Below are 23642 nucleotides of genomic sequence, written 5' to 3'. Positions count from 1 at the left end.
ATATGCCACAGTATCAAGCATTAAGTACAGAGGATGAAGCAATTGGGAGTTCTAAATTATTGGAACAGCTTCGAGCGAAACTGCCACGCGTAATGCGTGAGCAGTTAAACCCGGACACACAAGCGCAAGCGTACTTTTTGCTGGCGATGTTAAGTGATGATGAATGCGTTCATGAATTACACACGTGCTTACAACAGCAATATCAAACGCCACCTACTGAGCAATCACCAATCGAACAAGCCTTAGGATTAGTGGCTCAGCTGCAGCAATTTCCATGCAACCCTAATGCTGTGTTCAAATACCGCTTGCCCAGTTTTTTGAGCGAGTATCCTATTCATAGCCAAGAAATCAATCGCAAGATCGAGCAGTTTAACCTGCTTATTGAAGCTTATCATGTTAATGAGTCAGACCAAGAGCTTGATGCGGCTGCATTAGATGAGGCTTATCAAGATATCTTGCTTGCTATTGCAAACCATCATATGGGATGTAATCCCCATAGTTTGTGGCAATTGTTAAAAGCAATGACGCCTTGGTCTTCTGCTCCAATTGATGAGTTTTTGGAGACATCTTCTTATTTATTGTCACCCATTACCAATACCGCATCCATGGTATTAAAAGAACAAGAACCGCTACCTAAACAGCCAGTTGCTGAAATTAATCGGCCTTTATCTTCGAATAAAAGTACTAATGAGAAGCCGTTTTCAGAAAATTTTAACTACAAGTTAAATGCGGCGGGGCTTATAGAATCCAGCGATTATTTATTAATTAATGGATTTGCCTTTAAGCCGGGGGGACATGCTGATGCGCTCACGAAGCAAGCACCGGAGTTCTTACCCTGGAAGCAATGGAAAGGGGCTATTCGACGTCAATTATCTCAATTGGTTGAATTACCATTAAATGATGAGTTTTTTGATTGGTTGCAGATTGTATTACAACGTCTAGGCGTTGAATTTATGACACTGCAAGCATCTTCTTCAGAATGCTATGTAAGTCCTTTTTTGCGGCAGCAGACCACGTTAAGTACCTTAAATGAAGACATGATTCTAGGTATTTTGCGAGAGCAATGTAATTTAGGTGAAACCTTTATTGATGATGCAAATTTGTTAATAATCAGCCGTTACTTAATGCGTTTTTTGCAGACGTTCCAATTTAATCGTGGTCAAGCATTAGGAATTGGTGCTAACTGGGGTGGTGTGGTTAATGAGTCTAATGAGGCGGGGACTGATGCATTTCGTTTTAAGGATTCAGAATGGGCTGCGCATTTTAGAAATTTAAGTCTTCATCGCCAAGGACCTGCTGAAGCGCATATGAACGCAACAATTGGGGTACGTTATGAATTTGAAGCATTGCTCTCAAGCTTTGAATACATGACCCAGTTGCAACCTTCTGAATACGGTAATACGCTCTACAGTGCTTTAGTCGACAATCTTATGGCGACCTTGTTTCCTGAACCTCATTATTTCGAAAACGCCGCTTATGCTAAGTACCGTAGGCACTTTGTTCTTAAATATACAGATGAGGGCATGCCGCAAGTTGAATCCTTTTATCAACTTGATTCACAAGGTACCTACTTTAAAACTAAAAAAGGGGACTTCAAGCAGACCCCCATGTTTCGGCAAGCAGGTTCTTTAGTGGTAGAGTCTTTCCCTCGAGACATTGGCTCTGGAGAATGTCTGCAATCGCTTTCAGTGGCAAATCCTTTATGGCCTTTACAATTGCAATACGCACAAGCCTCTTCGAGCTGCATTAGGGGGCATACGGTTTATAACCCAATTGGTCCAGACGAATTTATTCCTGATACCTTTTATGGACAGATTATACGTGAAAGTGACCATGTATCTGTGCCTTTTATTGGAGTAGTCCCTAAAAATTTCGATGGTCATTTTAAACAAGTGGAGCTTTGTGCTTCGTTTGTAGTGCGCATGTTGCAATCCTCTCGTTTAATGACCTATTGCCCAACATTTAAAGAGTATTATTTTTCCATTTTGTCCCGGTTTTTGCCTTCCCTGGAGAGCAAGACACCTGCCTTACCTCTTAATATGAATCCTACAATAAGACATAAATGGAGTGACTTTGATCACCTGGTGCATGACACTGGGCGAAGTGCAGGAGCTTGTCAGGATGCATTTTTTTCTTTATTTAAAGAGTTAATTCATAGTCTTTATTCCTTAACCAAAGACGATGCTGATTTACACTATTATTTCGTTGAGTTGACTCGCTCACCGAAGATGCTCAGTCCTCATAATCGTGCAACCTGCGAACGTTTGATTCGTGAGTTGACCACATTAAAGCCGTTACTAACAAATGAAAATAGAGAAAATCATCAACAGTATGAAGATACTTTACTCTATCTTGGTGAACTAACTCGTTTCTTTTATCCGGCTCCTTGTGATGAAATGGCAAAAGCAGTTGCAGAGCAAGCACAGCTTCATGTCAGTCCCTTACTGAAGCAAGCTGCAATCAAGGATTATTTTGCGATGCTTAGCCAGCAGGCCCAAGCGAATATCTCACCAAAGGTGTCACCGGGATTGATGCACGATGCATTAAAATATCAACGCCCATCTCCGGAGGTATTCCACGATTTTTATAATCGGCGTCATGGAGATAACTTTGCCTCTGGGTTTCGAGGTATCGATGGTGAGCAAATAGTGACGCCATCAACGCGCGAGCTATTATTAGATAAATTAAGTAAAACGGTAGGAGCGGCATTACCTCTCATTCGCCGTAACAAATCCATTTTTAGTTTAGTAACGCAACCATTTTCCGAAGCATACACTCAAGGCCGTCAATCTTTTCATCGTCACAATAAATACAAAGTATTGTGGGGAGTATTATCAGGTATAGGTGGATTTTTTTATGGCACCATCCTTGGCGCAAGTTATGCGTTAACGAGCCTTCCTAGAGCTATTTATCATGGTTGGTTTGCCCCTAGAGTACAGCGACATAAAGCCAATCATGTCTTGGCAATTTCTTCTGCTGCTAGTAATGAGCCGGGGGCTCATATTGAGGCAATGATGAATATTCGTGATCATTTATTGAGGCTCATGGCTACATCAAATGATCATATGCCATCCACTGAACAATTAATTGCGTTGGTGTTGCAGTATGTGAATAAGATACATCCTTCGTTATTATCCAGTAAGCTAACCACGGAAGCGCGTTATGCAGAAATTCTGCAAACGACTTTCCCATTAGACTTGAATGCTTGGAATGAGTTATTTGAGCCAGTAATACAGGTTGGAGACGATAATGTCTTGCAAGATATTTTGAAGCAATATCCTTTGCAAATCGATCGCGTACTTATTTATGCTTTGTATGAGTGTTTGACTGCATCGAATAATCAACAAGGAGTTTTACCAGTCATTAAGGCGATTATCGATAAGCATAAATTAAAGAACCCACAAGACAAGGCATTAACGGCTTTAGTTCATTATTATGTGAGTAATCCAGAGGCCAAGAAGCGAGATATTGAGCAGTATCGTTTTAACGGAACAGCGGTAAGAAAATTAAAAGAGAATGAGCAGCAACTACGTAAAATCCAAACATGGATAAATAATGCCCTTGATATTCAATGGTCATTGGAAACACTGTTTAACAGATTTCTTAATCAGTACCATGTCTTTTTAAATAAAGACACAATGGAACACATTGTCTCTAAGCTTCCCAATAGTATCAAAGCAATCGTGTTAGAGCTTTTTTCCAATCCCTCAGAGCAAGAAATAAAAATATTGAATGATTTTGAGCTAGATAGACCACAAAAAGCTTTTCTTTTGCACTGTTCGCGTTGTTATCGAGAAATTACCTCTCAACCAGAACAACAACGTATTCAGGATTTGGCCGATGTTTCTAAGCAACCAGAGCAAATGTTAAGTGTTAAGGCTCAAGAACATTTGAAATTAACTCAATTTAAGCGGCGCGAATGTCTACACCGATTAGTACCTATGGATGCCGTAGGGGGTATTATTGAGGAAACAAAGAAACAACTGGCTTCATCTTATCACGCAGATTTAGATGAGTTAGTGCGTATTTATGATAATTGTTTAAATGGAGTTAACCGTAGTCAGGCATTTAATTTGTTTTATAGTCAAGCAATAAAGATATTGGCTTCCTGCCCTATAGAAAGTCCTTTACGTGATTGGGTCAACGTAAGCATGAACGTTTTTGTTAATGGGCTTTTAGATCAACAAGCCTGCACGAATACGAAAACCATTAATAATCCTTTGAGTACTTCACAGGCAGCAAAACAATGGTTAATTCATTTAATGACACACAATAATGCGCTACGCGCTTTGCTTAGTCAGCAAGTGGAGCAGGCTCCATCGTTTGATCATGCCGCACTGCGCTGCCAATATATTCTGCACGCATTAGAAACATCGCAAACCAAGCAAGAGCATATTCGTGGTACGGGGATGCAAAAATTATTACGTATTATTTGCCAAAATACGAACACGTTGACACCAACAGGTGAGCAACAAGCAAAACAAGTCCCGATTTCGGCGTTATGCAAACACTCAACTACCATGACGCGAGCTTTAAAGCGTATTCAGGCCAAAGTTCCTGAAGAGGATTTCGTTAGGGCGGTTGATATTAAGTGGAAGAGCGTTTAGTTTTAGATATGTATAAGCGTAGGTTGGGCCATTGCCCAACAAGTCATTTGACGAAACTTACATCCTAAGGCTAGAGTTGGTAGATTCCTCTTCCACATGTTCTGGCACAGCGGCTTTCTGGCGGTTTAATTGGATCGTAGCCATGACTGCTTCAAATTCCTCTAATAAGACTCGAGCTGGTTGAATTTTTAATAACTTGATAGGCCTTTTTGTAAGAGGCTCCTCTCTGAGCTGATGCACAGTAGACAGGTCATAATGACGCTCATTATACATAACCGGAATGTCTTTGAAATAATCGAACGTGACGACCTTATCGGTAAATTTTTCAAGCAACTCTTCTTCTTTTTTGCTCAATGGCCCCAATTTTTCGACACGCGTAGCTATTGATTCGGGATGTGCGCGATGGAATCCCTCTATATATTCCCACGTCTCTTCTATATATTCATCTTTAACAAGAGGAGCCTGCCGTGAAGATGAAGCAACCGGAACCGGCACATTTCGTACAACAACTCGTTCGATAACGCGTTCAACTTCAACAACCCGCGTTTCAGGGACAGACCGACCCATATTATGCTGGGTATAAGCTGGGTTAGCTGCTGGTACAAGTACTCCCTCACAATAGATCTCAGCCGCAACCCCACTTCTACGGATGGATTTTATGACATCATCATGGGGCTTGCGTGTAAAATATACTGTCCCTTGACCTGATATGGTTAATTTTAAATCCCTTGCTACATCTCCATCGATCGTCAGCGTTCCGCTACCATCTTTTAAGATCTGGCATTTAGCGCCAATATTTCCGCTAATAATTACATTGCTTTGTTCAAAAATATTTAATTTGACATTGTATCCTATTGAGCCAACGGTAGTTAACCCACTGCCTTCTCGAGTAAAGATAGTGTCGTTAGTTATGTTATCTAAAGCGAAATTATCTGCGTTTGTGTGGGTGATGTGGGGTCTGCGTGGTCGCAAAAAAAAATCAAATAGTCCCATTATATCTCCTTATTCGGTCGGATAAAAAGTCGATTTTGAAATCGAAAAGGATTAAATGCAAGAAATTTAAGCGTTTAACGGTAGGTTATTTTTACGAATACATATTTAATAAATTCGCATTCTGTTTGGACTTTGTCTTGAAAAAACAATCAATAAGTCTATATTTAAGTCAGAATGGAATTTATTAAGGCTTAACCATGATGTTACCATTATTAAAGCAGCAAAGCTCTTCACCTTTCAGTACAACAAGATCTCAAATCAAACAAGTTAATGCCCTAGTACGAAAAATCAATAAGTATCAACAAAAAAATCTGCCGCTGAATGCGTTGCATTACGTTGACAAGCTAATAACGTACATACAGCAACTCAATAGTGAACATAAAATAAAGCCAGCGATAAAAGAATGGGCGGAGCAAAACTCACTTGATGAATGTCAAAAAAACCTTATGAACGAGAGTAAGAAACGTGAACTCCAAGAAAAAGTAAAGGCGCTAAGCGTGGAAGCAAAATTGCCTAGCATATATAATGTGGAACACAGTCCCTCAAGCTATCCTGAGTTGATCGGTAACAAACTTAAAAAAATCGATGAAAAATTACAGTTTCAATCGTTAAATGCAGAAAACAATCCGGCAATAGTAGTCACCAATCCAGAAGCCAATATAACTTTTATTGTTCGCTATTTCCGTATGTTAAATACAGGAGGTGGCAAGCATATTTCACCAAAAGAAATTCGTGAGCAATGTAGTAAAGACATGCCTCAAATTCCAGCTCCTTTAGCAATGGAGCGGATTGCCAAAGAGGGTAATGATGAATTGTATTTTGAATACAGTCAGTTTTATCCGGAAGGTAATTTAAAAGATCATTTTGCACGTTTACGCGAACAAAAAGAACAAGGCACTATAAACGAACTAACATTTGATAAAGCCTTATTGGATTGTAGCAGGCAATTGATGGAATTTCTGGTTTCTTTAAATGAGCGTAAAATTTGGTATACCGATATGAAGCCGAGTAATATTTTATTAAGTGAAGGAAAAATTATTCTTAGTGATATTAAAGGGTTATTAGCCAGCCAATCGGATAAAGTCACCAGTAATAGGATCAATGCCACTAAGGGATATCATTCCTCAAATGTTTTTTTCAATGATCATTATGTTAATCTCGAGTTATTACAGTGTCAGACCATAGCGGCTACTTTATATCAATTAGCATGTGGTGAACTACCCGAGTCAAATGGGGGTATCAATAGCTGGGAAAATACTTATGATTTTAGTCACCCAGCGTTTCAGAGTGAACAGGGCAAGTTTATAAAAAGTATTATTGAGCTTTTTTCTGCCCATATCCCACTTCCTATGGAAAAGGCTTTGGCCAGAGTAAACGAGCAACTAGAGCAATTAACGCAAGTAGGAAATCATTCGCCCCAAAATGAGATCAATGAAGACAGTGAGGAACATATGGAGCTGAAGTTGCATGAAAAGCATGGTCAGAAATATATGAAGCTGTAAATATCCAGTTGTGCTAGAACTTAACGTTGGGCCATGGTCCAACATTAAGTGATTCAAAATTTTCTTATAACAGGTTACTATGCATAAGGAAGAACTAGAACTGTTGTTCCTACATCAATAAATTGCTCATTTAACCATTTCGCAGCGCCAGGTAATACACGAATGCAGCCATGGCTGGAATTTGCTTTAGGAACTTCATAAGCTGCATGAATCGCGTAGCCATTATGGAAATGCATGCAATATGGCATTTTAGCTCCGCCAATTACATGGCCATCTTTGGCAATAGGGTATTCATTGGATTTGCAATCAGCTCCTTTTTTATTAAATACGGAATAGGTTCCGGTTACTGTTTTACACTCTTCTTTGATATCACCACAGTAGTTCATCCCGCCTGAGGCGCTTCCAGTCATAACCCGATTACCTTTAGCATCATAAGCTGCCCAAGCATATTTCTTAGGGTTAAATACAAATAATTTCTTACCCTTAACATCCCAGGTTTTGGGAAAGGCTTTTCTTCCTCGCGTATCATCCTGGTAAGGCGTTGTATAGTGTAACCCTCCAGCATCATCTGTAATTACATCTTGTTTTGTGCATGATGCCGCCATTATTCCTGATAGAAGTATTAGTGGTATCGTTTTTTTCATTATTAAACATCCCTATTAGCTAAAAGATGCCTTTATCATACGTCTTTTTGCTATAACTAGGGAATAGTTCTAGATAAATCAATTGCTTGCGGGCGATGATTATTCTGTATCCAGACATTATGAACAAATAGGATTAATTTTTTTCATTTATCTGTAGAAGCTATGACGAATTAATGCCATTATCCATAAGCTGATTTTTAGGAGAATTATATGTTGGTTAAGGATTTATTGATTGATATTCCCGAACGAGCTAATGCGTCCAAAACTCAATTACATATACGTATAGTTAGTGACAATGAGGATAGCCTCAACACTATGCCATATGTTTTTATGCTTCCTGGCGGTCCCGGAGCTAACCATTCTCATTACAAAGATTATGAATGTCTTCATTCGAGCGCTAATGTAGTATTTTTTGATCCTAGAGGATGTGGCCTAAGTGAAAAAGGAGAACCCTCATCATACAGCATGGACAATTACATCCAGGATGTTGATGTAATTCGTAGGCATCTTAATCTGGAAAAAATAACTTTATTGGGCAAATCATATGGAGCAATGTGCGCATTAGGATACACTCTGACTTATCCAGAACATGTTTCTAGCTTGGTTTTGGCTGCAGGTTCTCCAAGCTTCAAAAACATTGAGTCCGCTCGCTTAAATATTGAAAAAAGAGGCTCTCTTGCTCAACAACAAGTTTGTGAACAATTATGGGCAGGAAATTTTAAAAGCGATAAAGAAGTAGATAATTTTTTTGATGTTATGGGCACAATGTATTCTTGGAGAAAAAGACATAATCTTCCTGTAAATCGGCCCGCAGCAGATTATAATTTTGCACGTGAACCATTGAACCAGGGATTTGGCGGTTTTTTACGAACTTTTAATTATGAGGAGCGTCTGCATGAAGTAGCATGCAACACGCTTATTCTTGTTGGGGAAGAAGATTGGGTTACTGATAAAAAGCATTCTGAACTCATGGCCAGCAAGATCCCAAATAATCAATTTATTGTGTTTCCCAATGCGGATCACTCAATGGAATCTGATGTTCCACACGAGTTCTTTTCAAGTATCGAAACTTTTTTGAAAAAACAATGTGAAAAAAGGAGTCAACATCTTTTTTTTAAAGAAGAAAATGCAGAAAAGGGGCCATCGCTTGAGGATGCCGATAAAGCGAAACTGTGTATTTAATTAAAAGAAAAACCGTAACCCGTATTAGCCCAGTGTAATACGGGAGCAGCATCCTCATCAGGCAGCGAGAGAATTGAGACAGTTTAGTTCAATCTTCAAGGCACACTTGCTGCTGTAACAGTTACTGTAGGCGCTGGATAGTGTTCATTATACTGCTCGATGATTCTGTTCAAGAGTCCTTTCACTATGCCATGATTTTCTATTCTTTTTGCATCCGACAAAATTTCCACTGAGAAAAATAAACCACTTTTAGTAATCGGCCCAGGATTTTTGCTCAAATCATATTCTAAAATTTTAAGCACCAACACAACGGCTTTTAATAATAATTTATGCTCTGTAATTTCTTGGATATTATTTAAATAATCATTAACAGACTCAAGTAGCTCTTTTTGTATGCCATCGAATCCGGTAGTCACCACAGAATACAAAGTTTGAAGACTAAATGAAGTGGGCAAACTCCCCAGGGCCGTTTGTAATCGAGCCAAGGCCTTTCTCTCTTCATCGCCTAATTCCCTGATTTTTTCCTCTTCTTCACTATCCTCTACGTCATATTCGTCGACGTCGCTATCCTCGATGTCTTCTTTGGTATTTCCATTTAGAATGCCGTCAATTAACCATATACTCACACTAATGGTCAGTGGCATTTGTCCAGTTTTACAATTATATTCATCCATAACCTTATGATTATTAATTGCTGTTAAAGGATTTGTTTCTTTTAAATATGCAAGGACTTTGTTGGTCGTTAGGCTCATAAAGCTTCCTTCATTACAAGTTAGGAATTTATTTTTAGCATAAAAAAATAAGAGAGGGAATTATTTGATGTAATTGGAAGTAATCCATAGCTGCCGACCGACACTTACTTAAGGAATTCACGGCGTTCCTGGCTGTAGGGACAAGCATTGGCAGAGCTGCAGCTCAGGTGATTATTTTATTTCAAACGCACAAGCATTAATTCCAGCAGAACAAATATGCGTGGATTTATCTTGTTGCCAATAGGAACCATAGGAACGGATTTTCTGATTAACCAATGGGGATAATTTAACAGTCATCCATAAATTAGTTCCCGGCTCTTCGGGATTACTCCATTGATAATAGCAACTCACATTATTATCTTCAGTCATTAATGCTTGCATAAAACCTATTTTTTCTGGGGCGGGCCAACCGTGATAATCAATTACCCAATCCATTCCATTGGCGTTAAACGCACCAGGATTTGATTGATTCGCTGCAACCTGCTCAGGGGCAGGGCAAAACCAAAGTTTTTTTGGTTTTGGATGAAGCCAGTTTTGCACATAATCAGTAATTTGTTCTTGCCGACTCAGAGCAATAATTAATCCTGCAATCACTAAAATAAGGAGGGTGTATTTTCGTTGCATTTTTAATATCTCAATTTACTGATATTTATGATCTTTTACTTAATATACACTTATCTTACTGTAACGTCTAATTACTTAGCGCGTTTTGATTTGGTCACATCACAGCCTAGTTAATTTTAATCTTCCAGGGCTTGCCCCAGGATGGAAGATTCATTTGAAGTATCGTTCAGCAAAATCTTTATTAGATTAAATTGGGCGCCACATCGATTTTTCTTGAAGTGTCTAGAGACTGTCTGTATGAGCATCACTTTTCCTGCGGGTTTGAAGGAACTAATCATTCATTAAATAATTTACAACAGGCAGAAAAAAATGGTTGCGATCGACAAGTTGCTATTCAGATATCTATTTATGAACTTAAACAGATTATAAAAGAGCTAGAGGAGATGAACTGATTCATTTTAAAGTCCTGGTTACATAACAATAATCTACTCTTTAAACTTGAACTAAGTCTAAAAGAAACCAGTCTTAGTTCAATTGAATAGAAATTTCGTTCATCTAAATGCGGAGCAATGTGGAAATAAATGCTTCAACTTGAATAGGGATCCCTTTATCGTTCACTGATTTTTTAAAAAAAGATCGAGCAACTGATTCATCTCTGCTTTCTAAGGCTACAAAATCAATAATTTTATTATCTCGGTCAATCAATGTATACAAATAAACACGTTGGCCACGAGATTTTACTGGGTATCGTTTAATTATCCAGTTACCTGGTGTTGGGCCTGCAAGCCATTTCTTCTGTTGTTGAATTAAAAAAGGTGTGTGCCATCTTTCAAGGTAGTCTATTAATACGTTCGAAAATCTTACACGTACTCCTCTTTCAGCAGCTAATTCTTCTAAGTTATTTATAGTTAAGGGGTAAGCAGAATACCATCTCATTAAAGGTACTAATATTTGTTTAATATAGAAGTGATTTTTCAAAAGAAAAATAGGGAAACAAATAGTGAATATTAGGGAGCTAGACCATGTGTATAGTGATATAAGCGGAGTCAATTTTTTATTCCATGAAATATATTTATAATTTTAGCTGTAAATATTTAGAAGTCTAAATATTTTAAGCGTCACCACGAGTTATGGAAAAATACGGGAAGAATTATGCCTCCTTAGGTTCTTAAGTAAAAAAACTCCCGCTCTAGGCTACGGGAGTTCGAATTGTGTCGTTTATCAAAGATTTTGCGGAGAAGATGGAGGTTGCGTGGGTTGCACATCAACATCCATAGCCGAGCTTTCGTTCCCTTGGTTAGCATGAGTCATAAAAAATCGATTAGGGTTCAGAGCTAGTAACTCTGCACGCTGCTCTTGATGATATTGATTTAGATCTGCCACGACCAAGGGATGGTATGCTGATGGACGCTCCATGGAAAAGAGAAGTTCAATTTCCTTGGCGGTAATATGTCCCATTCTAGACTCATATTCTTTAAGAAATCTAGAGGCAAGGAAGGAAAAAGCATGTTCTGGTAGATAATCGATGTCTCCTGGTGCTTCTTTGTCTTCAATCTTAGCGTGAATCTCGCTCAATAAGCTGTTTTTTTCTTCTTCGGAAACCGGAAATATTGCTGGGGTATTTAGAATATTATGTACACGAAAAGAACCTAATGAAAATGTTAGAAGAACCGTGTTTTTTAATTGCTTTAGAGGAACTATTAACAAAACCTCTTGTTAATCAAGAAATTAGCATTTCTAGAATTTAAATGTCTACTATCTAATAAATAAGCTACTGCTTGGTGATGACCTTCTAATTAATGCGCAAATTGACTGGACTTAAATCGGATTGCGCACTAATAATTAAAAACTATCGTGGATAATTGGTCCCGCTCGCTCCTATGTCCATGTCGGAAATAGGATTTGTGTTTTTTTGTTCTTTAATATGAGGGGAAAAGAACAGATGTGACCTTATGAGGGGCACGCGGAGCTGTAGGCTCAGAAGCGTTACGGAAAAACCCTGCTTCGGTATTTATTGAGGTTAGATTTAAAGCGGGGGGCCTTCTATCGCGGTGTCGCAAGGAGATTGCTGGTCCAGCAAAATATACAGAAGTCGTCGCCATTCCAGTATCTTCAGGCTCAAAGGTGTCATCGAAAGAAGTTGTTTCAGTATTTATTGAGGCTGGACTTAGAGCTGGAGGCCTTCTATTGTGTTGCCGCAAGGAGATCGCTGGTCCAGAAAAATGTCCAGAAGTCATCGTCACTCCAGCATCTTCAGGCTCAAAGGTGTCATCGAAAGATGTTGTTTCAGTATTTATTGAGGTCAGATCTAGAGTTGGAGGCCTTCTATCGCGTCGTCGCAAGGAGATTGCTGGTCCAGAAAAATGTCCAGTAATAGCTGCTATTTCAGCATCCTCTTTTGAAAACGGTGAATCATGTTTCATTGTTACTGGTTTTAAGATATTTGCCTTAGAACCCTGTGCCAGAGGTTGTTGTTGCGAGGGAAAAAAAACAGATGTTCCCTTGTGCGGAGCTTCAGGCGAAGGAGCGTTACGGAAAGGCGCTATTTTAGTATTTTCTTTTGACCCCAGTGAATTACCCATCATTCTTAATGGTTTTAAGACATTCGCTTTAGAGCCCTGGGCCAAAGGTCGTTGCTGCAAAGGGGAAAAAACAGATGATCCCATGCGCGGAGCTTTAGCATCTTCTTGTGACGCTAGTGAATTACGCATCATTCTTAATAGTTTTAAGGTATTCGTTGTAGCGCCTTGGGCCAAAGGTTGTTGCTGCGTATCTCTTGTCGATGTAAGTGTCTTTTTTCGAGTTGCGTCAATTTCTTGTATAGGATGCGCTGGGTGAGGGAGGTTAACCTCTGGCATTGCTTGAGCCGCTGAGGAAGTAAAAAATAAGGGTGAGCTTGTGGAGGATCTATCCTCAGTACTGGCATAAAATGAATTTGATAGATTAATATCAGCTGAACCTTCATCCAAAACCAAACTAGGTATGGGAGTAGGGGGAGGCGTTGAAGGCCGTAACCTAGTACGGTTTGCTGCGCTTATTATAGCCTCAGAATTTATTGGATCAATATATCTTTGAACAACTGGCTTTGGCGCTTCTTCCTCAGGCAGAACAGCCATTCGCTGAGTAACTATTTTTTTAATTGCATTTCCACGTTCATCATCTCTATTTTTTATAGGCATTATTTATCGCTGATCTCAAAAAAAAGAACAATTGTATCATTTATTGATCGGCTGCGTAAATCCATACCTGATTCAAAACACGGACCCTTTAGATGTACGATTGAACTTCATTGCAACCCTCTTGGGCCGTACCAGATAGAAGTGCTTAGCGTTCGAATGTGAAGACCATATCCTCTTTGAGCCAAGAACGCCTCTTTACGAATTCTGCACGCTTATCAAAGCCCTTTCTGCTCTAATAGAATGCCCTGACAAAGGAACAAGCCCCTTTGGGATCCACGTGCCATCTTGAAGGAATAGTGTTATTACAGAACCGTTTCCGGCAAGGATTTCAAATCTCTTAATGGCGGCAGCCAGCTAAGAATTATTACCCACGGATATTTAAAGTTAAGTCAACCACATAATAGTCTACTATTAGACAAATAGGATGTTGTTTAGATAGTTATTTTGTGAGGTTTAAATATGCCCATTAAGTACATACCATTAGCAGAAAACGATATTAAACTATTATCTACAGTGGCATTAAGTCCAGAGGAACAAAAACTGCTTGAACTTGCGATTGTCATCGATTTTTTCAACAATAATCCAGAAAATGTAAAATGCAGCCGAGGACAAAAAATCCATGATATCAAGTTGACGCAATCATATATAAAGGACAGTGAGGGAGCTATCGCTATTTTAGGATCTAGTTTCTTAGGGAGAGGGGCTTTTGGTAAGGTAAAAGAGGCGCGTTCGCTAGGGCCTCGTAGCGAAGCATTGGCAATCAAAATTGTAGAGATTGATGATGAGGAAGGGCTGGAAGATCTCAAAGTAGAGGCGCTTTTTAACAAAGATTTAGGTATTTCGCGTGGTTCGATGCTCGTGAGAACAAACTCGGAGAGACAAAAACAAGACGTGCGAAAAGGGGGGGAAGATTTTATTGATATCGGAACAGTGGTTTCAGCCCCACTTCCCGATGATGATGTTCCTTCTTTTGGTTTTGAGTTTGTTACAGATTCTATTTATCCATGTAAAGTGTATCAAATCATGGAAAATAAAGGAGACTCCTTACAAAAGAAAATAATAGAGGCTAGAAAACAATTTGATCAAGTTGAAAAAAGCGGGAATGTGGATGAGAAAATAGTCGCATCGGCTAAGCTCAAAGCATTAGAAATGGATTTTGCAATCAAAATAAGTATTTTAATTAGCAAATTGGGTGCTGGATTATTGTCTTCTACAGGGACGCCCTATGCTCATAGAGATCTAAAACCCGAAAATTTCGTAGTGGATAGAAATGGCAAAATTATGGTTATTGATTGTGGTTCCATGACCTCAAAAGTAGATGTTGATGAATTTGTGAACTATACGTTTAAAGGCACACTACAGTATGCTGCAATTGATGTTGCAGAATTAGTCAAAGAGGGACCAAAAGCATTAAAGGTTAAAAACGGGATCTCCAGTTTGTATGCTCAACGTGAAACTGGGATTTCTCCAGTGGCTCCTGTGCTCACAAATGCCACGTTGGATAGAATCGCACTGTTAAGAACTTTGTGGAATCCCTTCGATCTCTGTAGCGAACATGCAATGGCTATTTTTCATCGTCGCAATTTTGATGAAATGCCGGAAGAGCTGCGCAATGTATTGGATACAACATGTATTATGCCTCATGTTGATGTTGATAGACGAATGGAAACCCCTCAATTTTTCGCTGCTCTTTTAATTGAATATAAAGAAAAAAAAACTATAACCGCGGGTCGTATCACTGAAATTCGCAAATCTCCCGAGTTACAACAACAGTTAATCTTCAGTTTCGAGAGAAAAGTAGATGAAGTTGTTGAGGATTTAGTTACTGTAACACCATCTGAAGAAATCACCGATGAAAAAACAATGGGCATCGATCTATTTCAAGCACTTAAAGAAAGAGTTCATCAAGCAAGAATGGAGCTAGCTGAAAAAACAAGTAACGAAACAAGTCAGAGTGATGAAATGGGGTTAACAAATTCCTTTCGCTTCTTGCGTTGAAGATTGGTAGGTAGGTGGTCTTACCTAGAGCTTCACTTTATCGGACGCGCGTTCCCTTATTCAGCCAGGCTCCGAACAAAATTGGCGGTACCAATTCTCTTTTTTTAGCAGAAGTTTTTTCAGTACGAATAATGTCTTATAATAAGACTATTAGTTTAGTATGGGACCTGACAGAGTGCCGACTTCGTTGGCGTGAGTGCTATTGACGCCTTGATGATGGCTTGGATTTTGTGATTCCTGATGGTTAAAAAATCTATGAGCAGAGGGGACAATATTTCTAGGAAGGGAGTTAATTGATGTATCTTTTAGAAGTTGTAATAGTTCTAATTTTGGCTGCAGCTTCTTTTTCTGTCCTAAAAGTAGTTCTTCGGCGGCTGGGTCATAGGGTTCATCAAGAAAGATGGACGTTATCATATATGACAATCCGAAAGGAAGTGCTACACAGAAAAATGGAATAGCCAAAGGTATGGGGGCAGGGGCTAACAAGGCTATAATCATTGTCAGTGGCAGAGAGGCTACAGGCCCCAGAAGAAGAGCCGCCGAAATAAAGAGTATGGGTGCCACAATAACGGTAGTTATTCCTGTTATCATTGAGAACAGAAATTCATTTTCCTTCCTTAAGGCTAATTTTTTTTGTATCTCAGTAATTGATTCCTTTAATTTTAGTGCCTCTTGAGTCAGTTCCATTATTATTGATTCAGCCCGCTCCTTTGTGTCTTTATCGTCTTGTTCATGGAGTAAAGATAACGCTACAATCGCTTGATTCGCGTGTATTGCTGCAATAGAGCGGAAACGTTCCAGTTTATTAATAAGGCGACTTATTTCATTCAACTCTTCGTTGGTGTATTTATTCTGATGATTGATTTTTTCAATACGTAACTCACTGATGAGTTTATCCAATTTGAGTGTATAGAGATTCAGCGTTTTTTGGTTTATGACTATCATCATCGGCCTTGTGATTTTTTACATCCAATTGTACAACAATTATCCATTTATTGGAAGGGGACTTTAAAAAAGCGTTCAAATCGTCAATGATGATAGCATTAACTTAACTTTTCTCCAGGCTGGATAAAGCGCAACAGCAAAAAGCGACCTGGAATTATTTATTCCTGTCATAGGTATTAAAGCCACCTCAAGTTAGTGATGGATAAATTTCATGAGTTTTTCACTGGAGAACTTTATAACTTTTTAAAAAACTCATGATTGATTAAGAAAATAATAAAATTAACCGAGTAGCAAAGATGCCAATAGTAGTGTCGCCATTGTTTGGGGTTATCAACCATTTTTTTGCTACAAAAGGCGAGCCAAAAATACCATTTTATAAAAATGACAGGTAGATTCCTTTGTAGTTCCGCATGAGATACAAGCGGATATGTACTGACAAAAGTCTGTAGTTTTTCTTGGTGTAAGGTAATTTCTTTTCCATTATAGTGAGTGCACCACGCTAGAAGCGTGTCTAAGTAATCAGCATATGGATCAAAAAGCCCGGTCGTTTCCCAGTCAATAATCTTAAAACGCCGTTCATCCTCCCATAAAACATTTTTTGGCTTTAAATCATTGTGGCAAATGATCGTTCCCTCTAATTGGTTTATTGCATTAAGGAATGTTGCTCTATTAGTTAATAAATAGGTGGCGATTTGATTGAGCTTGGGAAATAGAAAGGCCTCGTGAGAGCATTTTTTTATTTTAGCCCAAAGAGAGAGGTTGATTATTTCTTGACCTATGTTTTTAAATATTTTTATTTTTTCTTTGGCGAATGAATAATTAAAAGCGGGCTCAGTCTGATGCAGCAAAGAAAGAAATTGGGCAATTTTTTTTGTCATCACTAAGGAAATAGCTTCATTTTCTTTAATCGATCCAGGCGAAAATGGATACACCGTAAATAATCCCGATGGCGTTTTGAGCACACAATCTTGTTTGACGAATAATGCGGATGATGCGTTCTCAGTCTCAAGAAATTGTTGGGCGATATGTTCACTGAAGGTAATCGAACTGATGAGTTCATTAAGTGTAACGTTATAATCTTTTGTATATGCATCGTCATGAATGGTTTTTACAATAAATTTTTTATCTGCGCTTTCAATAAGATAAGTCTCGTTGACATCTCCTCCGCTAATTTTTTGCACTGTATCTGCGGCAATAGTTAAGTTGAAAAAATCGTTGAGTTGTTTAATATCTTCGGATGTAAGCATGTATATATCCTTTTCCGATGAGCAATATGTGCTCGAACATTTATTAATTAGTGCAATACAGCATTCTGCACCTTTACGGAAATTTCAATGATGTGCTCTGTACGGATTTTTTTGCGGTTACTTACTGCGCGCTGCGAAACTTATTAGGAAGAGCGCTGTGCATACACTAGACATCAATCGGTATTTTTAATGATAGACCTTTTATGAGGGGTTGTTTATAAATTGACCTAATATATTTGCAAATACGAAGAGGCTTTTACTCGTTAACGCAGTTTTTATAATCAATCAGTAAGAAAATGAAGAAGTACATCCTCAAAAAAATGCACCATCATTTGTAATTGGAATGTCTCTTTTTAAACAGGATTGCTTCCCTGAAGCAAGAAAGTACTTTATTTGGCAGCTTAAATCCTGATTCTCAAGCTGCTGAAAGCAAAACAGTTCAAGAATCAAGTTTCCAATTTGAGTTTAACTAAGATTTTGAAGCCTATTTAGTTCATTGCCAGTTTGGGCTAAATATTCGAAATTTCATATTTTACGTCGAGGAGCCAGCAATCAGCCCCCGGTTACACCCTTACCTTGCTTTAACACATAGAACAGCGCCTTTAACTTTTGTCGTCAGCTTACATTCAGAAATTCACTTACAAACAAATAAAAATAATCCGAGTCAAAGTGAAACAGACATAGCCATCTTCAATCTTAATAAGTTAAACTCCGAACACACCTTAATAGGAAATAATTAGGTTTATTATTGTAATTGCTCTGATAGCCTCCACCATTGTAGAAATATTCAAACCACGCATAATCTTGTGTATTACTTGAAAGTTGAGTAGAGCTCCAATGAAAATCAGCAATACAATTATTTGTTGTATTAAACGAACAACTATTAGAATAATTGCCAATTAAGCCCAAAAGATTCTTTGTCATACTTTGTGCATCTGAGGGACAATTAGAGTATCCGAAACCCACGGAATCCATTTCACAAATCGAAGGTAAATACCAATCTGTATAACATGTGCCCGTAATGCATGGATAATTACCTAATGAATCGATGGGTTGATTGCAAATGGCTGCCGCATATTCTTGTTCTGGATAATAAACAGTAATAATATTATTACTGTTGCAAGCGCCATCATAATTCCCATTGCAATTAAGTTGACCTGCCTTCAATTCGGCAGGCATGCTAGAAGATGCATTAGGACTTGGATTTAAATACGAAGACCCCTCATCGATTCCCCAGATACTCACCAAATAAGGATACCCACCATTAATAATAGGCATCCACCACCTAGAGGTTTGATCTTTATAGGCAACAACTTTACCCCCAATACTTCGTGTAACTACAGTTGTATCATCGATTGAAAAAATATAACCTCCTTGATACTGACAGCCATATCCCAATACTACAACATTAACTTCTGCATGGACTGTGCCTGAATTAGCTGTAACAGTAAGTACACTCGGCTTGGGAGCCACGCCTAAAGTACAAAGTGTGCCAGAATCATTAGTTGATACAGTAGAATCCGGCGTTATTGTGATCTCACATGAACCTCCCTTAGCAATCAATGGCGTTACAGTATTACACGTAGTATTAGACAAAGTAGTACCTGTGGGGAGGGCGGGGGAAAAAGCTGTATCTACAGGTATAGCATCTAAAGTAATATCATAATTTAAATTATTGATGAGTTTAATTTTTCTAGCATGAGCACTACCAAGACCTGAAAGGGCTAACGTGGAGGGGCTTATTGCAAGGCCTGATAACGGTATAACCGGGCTGGAATACCCAAACCAATAACGAGCATAGCCACTGCTATTACTCGCACTGACCCTAAAAGTGTATGAAGTGCCATTGGTTAATCCAGTCACAACACAAGATTGAGCTGTAGTTGGATTACAATCAGCAACAATAGTATTGTATGAAGAAGTACTAGTGTCCCCATAAGTTACGATATAACCTGTAATCGGAGCACTACCTGGGTAGAGGGGAGCCGACCAATTTAACGTTACTTGACCGTCTCCAGGAATAGCAATTACTGAGGTTGGGGGGGATGGAACTGCAATTGCGGCCCCCACACTAATATTTTGCTGCACTTGAGAGGCGGGATAATATTGATTATCGCCGGCTTGATCCGCATTGACAATACACGTTCCCTCTGCAGTAAAGAAAACAGTATTACCGCTTATAGTACAAGCTCCTGAAGTACTGCCCGCATCTATACTAAAAACCACAGGATTACCCGAAGCACCACCTGTGGCAGCCACTGAATAGGTTCCACCTGCAGTAATGGATGAAGGTGGGGAGCTACTAAAAACAATCGTTTGAGTCAATTTTACGGAGATATTTTGCTGCATTTGTGCTGCAGCATTGTATTGAGCATCTCCAGCCTGATCCGCATTCACAATGCAGGTTCCTACTGCAGTAAAAGAAACAGTATCGTCGGTGAGGGTGCAAGCTCCTGAAGTACTGCTTGCATCAATGCTAAACACTAGCGGATTACCTGAGCCACCACCAGTAGCTGTGAGCGTATAGGTATCGCCTATCGTAGGCATGGTTGGGGGAGTACTGGTCCAGGTGATGCTTTGCTCTAGTTTGTTTACCGTCATATTTTGCTGCACTTGTGGCGCAGCGTTGTATTGAGCATTTCCGGCTTGATTGGCATTCACAATACAGGTTCCCCCTGCGGTAAAAGAAACAGTATCGTCGGTGAGGGTGCAAGCTCCTGAAGTACTGCTTGCATCAATGCTAAACACTAGCGGATTACCTGAGCCACCACCAGTAGCTGTGAGCGTATAGGTATCGCCTACGGTAGATGTTACTGGAGGAGTACTGGTCCAGGTAATGCTTTGCTCTTGTTTGTTTATTGTCACATTTTGCTGCATTTGTGGCGCAGCGTTGTATTGAGCATTTCCGGCTTGATTGGCATTCACAATACAGGTTCCCCCTGCGGTGAAAGAAACGGTACTGTCGCTGAGAGTACAAGCTCCTGAAGTACTGCTTGCATCAATGCTAAACACCACCGGATTACCTGAGCCACCACCCGTAGCTGTGAGCGTATAGGTATCGCCTACCGTAGGTGTTACTGGAGGAGTACTGGTCCAGGTAATGCTTTGCTCTTGTTTGTTTATTGTCACATTTTGCTGCACTTGTGGCGCAGCGTTGTATTGAGCATTTCCGGCTTGATTGGCATTCACAATACAGGTTCCCCCTGCGGTAAAAGAAACAGTATCGTCGGTGAGGGTGCAAGCTCCTGAAGTACTGCTTGCATCAATGCTAAACACCACCGGATTACCTGAGCCACCACCCGTAGCTGTGAGCGTATAGGTATCGCCTACTGTAGGTGTTATTGGAGGAGTACTGCTCCAGGTAATGCTTTGCTCTTGTTTGTTTATTGTCATATTTTGCTGCACTTGTGGCGCAGCGTTGTATTGAGCGTCTCCAGCCAGATCCGCATTCACAATGCAAGTTCCTACTGCATTAAAAGAAACTTCATTGCCGCTGAGGGTGCAAGCTCCTGAAGTACTGCCCGCATCAATGCTAAACACCACCGGATTACCTGAGCCACCACCAGTAGCTGTGAGCGTATAGGTATCGCCTATCGTAGGCATGGTTGGGGGAGTACTGGTCCAGGTGATGCTTTGCTCTAGTTTGTTTACCGTCATATTTTGCTGCACTTGTGGCGCAGCGTTGTATTGAGCATTTCCGGCTTGATTGGCATTCACAATACAGGTTCCCCCTGCGGTAAAAGAAACAGTATCGTCGGTGAGGGTGCAAGCTCCTGAAGTACTGCTTGCATCAATGCTAAACACTAGCGGATTACCTGAGCCACCACCAGTAGCTGTGAGCGTATAGGTATCGCCTACGGTAGATGTTACTGGAGGAGTACTGGTCCAGGTAATGCTTTGCTCTTGTTTGTTTATTGTCACATTTTGCTGCATTTGTGGCGCAGCGTTGTATTGAGCATTTCCGGCTTGATTGGCATTCACAATACAGGTTCCCCCTGCGGTGAAAGAAACGGTACTGTCGCTGAGAGTACAAGCTCCTGAAGTACTGCTTGCATCAATGCTAAACACCACCGGATTACCTGAGCCACCACCCGTAGCTGTGAGCGTATAGGTATCGCCTACCGTAGGTGTTACTGGAGGAGTACTGGTCCAGGTAATGCTTTGCTCTTGTTTGTTTATTGTCACATTTTGCTGCACTTGTGGCGCAGCGTTGTATTGAGCGTTCCCGGCTTGATTGGCATTCACAATACAGGTTCCCCCTGCGGTAAAAGAAACAGTATCGTCGGTGAGGGTGCAAGTTCCTGAAGTACTGCCCGCATCAATGCTAAACACCACCGGATTACCTGAGCCACCACCAGTAGCTGTGAGCGTATAGGTATCGCCTACGGTAGGTGTTACTGGAGGAGTACTGGTCCAGGTAATGCTTTGTTCTTGTTTGTTTATTGCCACATTTTGCTGCACTTGTGGCGCAGTGTTGTATTGAGCATTTCCAGCTTGATTGGCATTCACAATGCAAGTTCCTACTGCATTAAAAGAAACTTCATTGCCGCTGAGGGTGCAAGCTCCTGAAGTACTGCCCGCATCAATGCTAAACACCACCGGATTACCTGAGCCACCACCAGTAGCTGTGAGCGTATAGGCATCGCCTACTGTAGGTGTAACTGGGGGAATACTGATCCACGCGATGTTTTGTTCTTTTTTGTTTACGGTGATTTTTTGCTGTACTTGTGGTGCAGAGTTGTATTGAGCATTTCCAGCTTGATTGGCATTCACAATGCAAGTTCCTACTGCAGTAAAAGAAACCTCATTGCCGCTGATAGTACAAGCTCCTGAACTACTGCCCGCATCAATGCTAAACACCACCGGATTACCTGAGCCACCACCAGTAGCTGTGAGCGTATAGGTATCTCCAACTGTAGGCATTGCTGGAGGAACACTATTTAGTAAAATTTTTTGCTCTTTTATTTGTAAATTATTTAATTTGATTAGGGTCGCTTGGGAATGATTTGCTGAAAATAAACAATATCCATTAAGTATTGGCCTACAGTTGCTTGGCTTATAATTGGTAGATAAGACTTTAATGCCTGCAGCTGGATAATCATGTTTGGGAGTAGTCGTAAGGCTTAAATTCGTAGCAGAAACTCTATATTTCTGACACGAATGCGGGGCTTTTCCATTTAAACATAAATTAATATCCAATAAAACAGGATCTCCTGATTCAACAATATTGAATAAATGCCCATTTTTTGCATAAGCTAATGATCCCAGCCATAATAGTGCCAAGATGAAAACATGTATAATAAATTTCATTATTAATTCTATCCCTAGTACCTAATCCAATAGGCAATTTATTTTTTTGCCTTTAACAAACTTTTAACTTCTGATATCCCAAAAACAATCATTCTTTAGAACATAATTCGCATTAAAAAATTATTCCATAAAAACAAAGTGTTATCTATCCTGAGAGGTAAGCTATCATAAATAAATATTGATTTAATGCAAATTAATTATTACACCCACGACCATAAATCGAGATACATGTTAGAACAGGGCGATTTAATTTTTTATTGGGTACTCTTATGCGTAGGTATCGGTTCATTACTGAGTAACATTACCGCAGGATTCATAACAGAAATTTACGGATTTCATGTGGGATTTATTTCACTATCTTTTATTGCCGCAATTGGATTGGTTACTTATACATTTACATTACAAGAAACTAGATTATTGAGTGGCAAATTATTGGTCATTCTGTTGATGTTCGAGTTTAATTATATCTCATTGCCAGTTTGGGTTGATATGCGGTATAACCCAATGATACGAATTTAAGTAACGAATAAACTCGGTGATTGGTTTGCTTGGCAAATGATTATTATCAAGAACGATCCAGCTATAGTCATAAGGACTTAGCTTTTTTTTTTGTACTTTCATAAATACCTCAATGAAGAATGCGGATATACGCTTAATTTCTATCATTGAATACTATGAATACTATAGTGCCACTAAGTCTGATTATCAAAATAATCAGA

At 39.5% G+C, this 23642-nt stretch carries 15 protein-coding genes; 4 read left to right on the top strand and 11 right to left on the bottom strand.

From position 1 onward, the window contains the following. The first annotated feature begins 2 nt into the window (after nt 1-2). Nucleotides 3-4607, top strand: coding sequence for a hypothetical protein (locus J2N86_RS08445; protein ID WP_252578954.1), 4605 nt, complete (start codon nt 3-5; stop codon nt 4605-4607). A gap of 57 nt (nt 4608-4664) precedes the next feature. On the opposite strand, the gene J2N86_RS08440 is transcribed toward J2N86_RS08445, so the two are convergent. Continuing rightward, nucleotides 4665-5600 (bottom strand): hypothetical protein, encoded by a 936-nt coding sequence (locus J2N86_RS08440; RefSeq protein ID WP_252578953.1) that lies wholly within the window; start codon nt 5598-5600, stop codon nt 4665-4667. Between the two features lie 197 nt (nt 5601-5797). On the opposite strand from J2N86_RS08440, the gene J2N86_RS08435 reads away from it, so the two are divergent. Beyond that, a complete protein-coding gene (locus J2N86_RS08435; protein WP_252578952.1) occupies nt 5798-7102 on the top strand; it encodes a protein kinase family protein in 1305 nt (434 codons plus the stop codon). Nucleotides 7103-7179: 77 nt separating this feature from the next. On the opposite strand, the gene J2N86_RS08430 is transcribed toward J2N86_RS08435, so the two are convergent. After that, nucleotides 7180-7746 carry a L,D-transpeptidase gene (locus J2N86_RS08430; RefSeq protein ID WP_252578951.1) on the bottom strand — a complete coding sequence of 189 codons (567 nt, stop codon included), beginning with the start codon at nt 7744-7746 and terminating at the stop codon, nt 7180-7182. 210 nt (nt 7747-7956) lie between these two features. Here J2N86_RS08430 and J2N86_RS08425 point away from each other — a divergent pair, with 210 nt between their 5' ends. Further along, nucleotides 7957-8928, top strand: a complete 972-nt coding sequence (locus J2N86_RS08425) for an alpha/beta fold hydrolase (RefSeq protein ID WP_252578950.1) — start codon at nt 7957-7959, stop codon at nt 8926-8928. A gap of 95 nt (nt 8929-9023) precedes the next feature. Here the strand turns inward: J2N86_RS08425 and J2N86_RS08420 are convergent, their stop codons facing one another. The 5 genes from J2N86_RS08420 to J2N86_RS08400 all read right to left on the bottom strand — a co-directional run bounded on the left by J2N86_RS08420 (nt 9024) and on the right by J2N86_RS08400 (nt 13423). Beyond that, entirely contained in the window at nt 9024-9680 is a 657-nt protein-coding gene (locus tag J2N86_RS08420; RefSeq protein WP_252578949.1) for a hypothetical protein, read from the bottom strand. A gap of 171 nt (nt 9681-9851) precedes the next feature. Beyond that, nucleotides 9852-10304: a hypothetical protein gene (locus tag J2N86_RS08415; RefSeq protein WP_252578948.1), complete on the bottom strand. Its 453-nt coding sequence runs from the start codon at nt 10302-10304 to the stop codon at nt 9852-9854. 495 nt (nt 10305-10799) lie between these two features. After that, entirely contained in the window at nt 10800-11180 is a 381-nt protein-coding gene (locus J2N86_RS08410) for a DDE-type integrase/transposase/recombinase (RefSeq protein WP_252578947.1), read from the bottom strand. A 285-nt stretch (nt 11181-11465) separates the two neighbouring features. Beyond that, nucleotides 11466-11951, bottom strand: a complete 486-nt coding sequence (locus J2N86_RS08405) for a hypothetical protein (RefSeq protein WP_252578946.1) — start codon at nt 11949-11951, stop codon at nt 11466-11468. A gap of 212 nt (nt 11952-12163) precedes the next feature. Then, nucleotides 12164-13423 (bottom strand): hypothetical protein, encoded by a 1260-nt coding sequence (locus tag J2N86_RS08400; protein WP_252578945.1) that lies wholly within the window; start codon nt 13421-13423, stop codon nt 12164-12166. A gap of 459 nt (nt 13424-13882) precedes the next feature. Between J2N86_RS08400 and J2N86_RS08395 the strand changes: the two genes are divergently transcribed. Continuing rightward, nucleotides 13883-15421, top strand: coding sequence for a protein kinase family protein (locus J2N86_RS08395; RefSeq protein WP_252578944.1), 1539 nt, complete (start codon nt 13883-13885; stop codon nt 15419-15421). A gap of 150 nt (nt 15422-15571) precedes the next feature. Here J2N86_RS08395 and J2N86_RS08390 read toward each other — a convergent pair whose 3' ends face one another. The 4 genes from J2N86_RS08390 to J2N86_RS08375 all read right to left on the bottom strand — a co-directional run bounded on the left by J2N86_RS08390 (nt 15572) and on the right by J2N86_RS08375 (nt 23544). Beyond that, nucleotides 15572-16369, bottom strand: coding sequence for a hypothetical protein (locus J2N86_RS08390; protein ID WP_252578943.1), 798 nt, complete (start codon nt 16367-16369; stop codon nt 15572-15574). Between the two features lie 230 nt (nt 16370-16599). Beyond that, nucleotides 16600-17613, bottom strand: coding sequence for an aminoglycoside phosphotransferase family protein (locus J2N86_RS08385; protein ID WP_252578942.1), 1014 nt, complete (start codon nt 17611-17613; stop codon nt 16600-16602). 696 nt (nt 17614-18309) lie between these two features. After that, nucleotides 18310-22923: a fibronectin type III domain-containing protein gene (locus J2N86_RS08380; protein ID WP_252578941.1), complete on the bottom strand. Its 4614-nt coding sequence runs from the start codon at nt 22921-22923 to the stop codon at nt 18310-18312. 468 nt (nt 22924-23391) lie between these two features. After that, nucleotides 23392-23544: a hypothetical protein gene (locus J2N86_RS08375; protein WP_252578940.1), complete on the bottom strand. Its 153-nt coding sequence runs from the start codon at nt 23542-23544 to the stop codon at nt 23392-23394. Nucleotides 23545-23642: the final 98 nt, after the last annotated feature.

This window comes from Legionella lytica (genome assembly GCF_023921225.1).
Classification (GTDB): Bacteria; Pseudomonadota; Gammaproteobacteria; order Legionellales; family Legionellaceae; genus Legionella; species Legionella lytica.
Note: the sequence above shows the minus strand (reverse complement) of the source record. Positions and strands in the feature narration are given on the sequence as shown.

What these genes read in the sequence shown, in the direction of transcription:
- J2N86_RS08440 (WP_252578953.1), bottom strand. Translation starts at nt 5,600, where the DNA reads ATGGGACTATTTGATTTTTTTTTGCGACCACGCAGACCCCACATCACC.
- J2N86_RS08400 (WP_252578945.1), bottom strand. Translation starts at nt 13,423, where the DNA reads ATGCCTATAAAAAATAGAGATGATGAACGTGGAAATGCAATTAAAAAA.
- J2N86_RS08435 (WP_252578952.1), top strand. Translation starts at nt 5,798, where the DNA reads ATGATGTTACCATTATTAAAGCAGCAAAGCTCTTCACCTTTCAGTACA.
- J2N86_RS08375 (WP_252578940.1), bottom strand. Translation starts at nt 23,544, where the DNA reads ATGAAAGTACAAAAAAAAAAGCTAAGTCCTTATGACTATAGCTGGATC.
- J2N86_RS08380 (WP_252578941.1), bottom strand. Translation starts at nt 22,923, where the DNA reads ATGAAATTTATTATACATGTTTTCATCTTGGCACTATTATGGCTGGGA.
- J2N86_RS08425 (WP_252578950.1), top strand. Translation starts at nt 7,957, where the DNA reads ATGTTGGTTAAGGATTTATTGATTGATATTCCCGAACGAGCTAATGCG.
- J2N86_RS08410 (WP_252578947.1), bottom strand. Translation starts at nt 11,180, where the DNA reads ATGAGATGGTATTCTGCTTACCCCTTAACTATAAATAACTTAGAAGAA.
- J2N86_RS08395 (WP_252578944.1), top strand. Translation starts at nt 13,883, where the DNA reads ATGCCCATTAAGTACATACCATTAGCAGAAAACGATATTAAACTATTA.
- J2N86_RS08415 (WP_252578948.1), bottom strand. Translation starts at nt 10,304, where the DNA reads ATGCAACGAAAATACACCCTCCTTATTTTAGTGATTGCAGGATTAATT.
- J2N86_RS08390 (WP_252578943.1), bottom strand. Translation starts at nt 16,369, where the DNA reads ATGATGATAGTCATAAACCAAAAAACGCTGAATCTCTATACACTCAAA.
- J2N86_RS08385 (WP_252578942.1), bottom strand. Translation starts at nt 17,613, where the DNA reads ATGCTTACATCCGAAGATATTAAACAACTCAACGATTTTTTCAACTTA.
- J2N86_RS08430 (WP_252578951.1), bottom strand. Translation starts at nt 7,746, where the DNA reads ATGAAAAAAACGATACCACTAATACTTCTATCAGGAATAATGGCGGCA.
- J2N86_RS08445 (WP_252578954.1), top strand. Translation starts at nt 3, where the DNA reads ATGCCACAGTATCAAGCATTAAGTACAGAGGATGAAGCAATTGGGAGT.
- J2N86_RS08420 (WP_252578949.1), bottom strand. Translation starts at nt 9,680, where the DNA reads ATGAGCCTAACGACCAACAAAGTCCTTGCATATTTAAAAGAAACAAAT.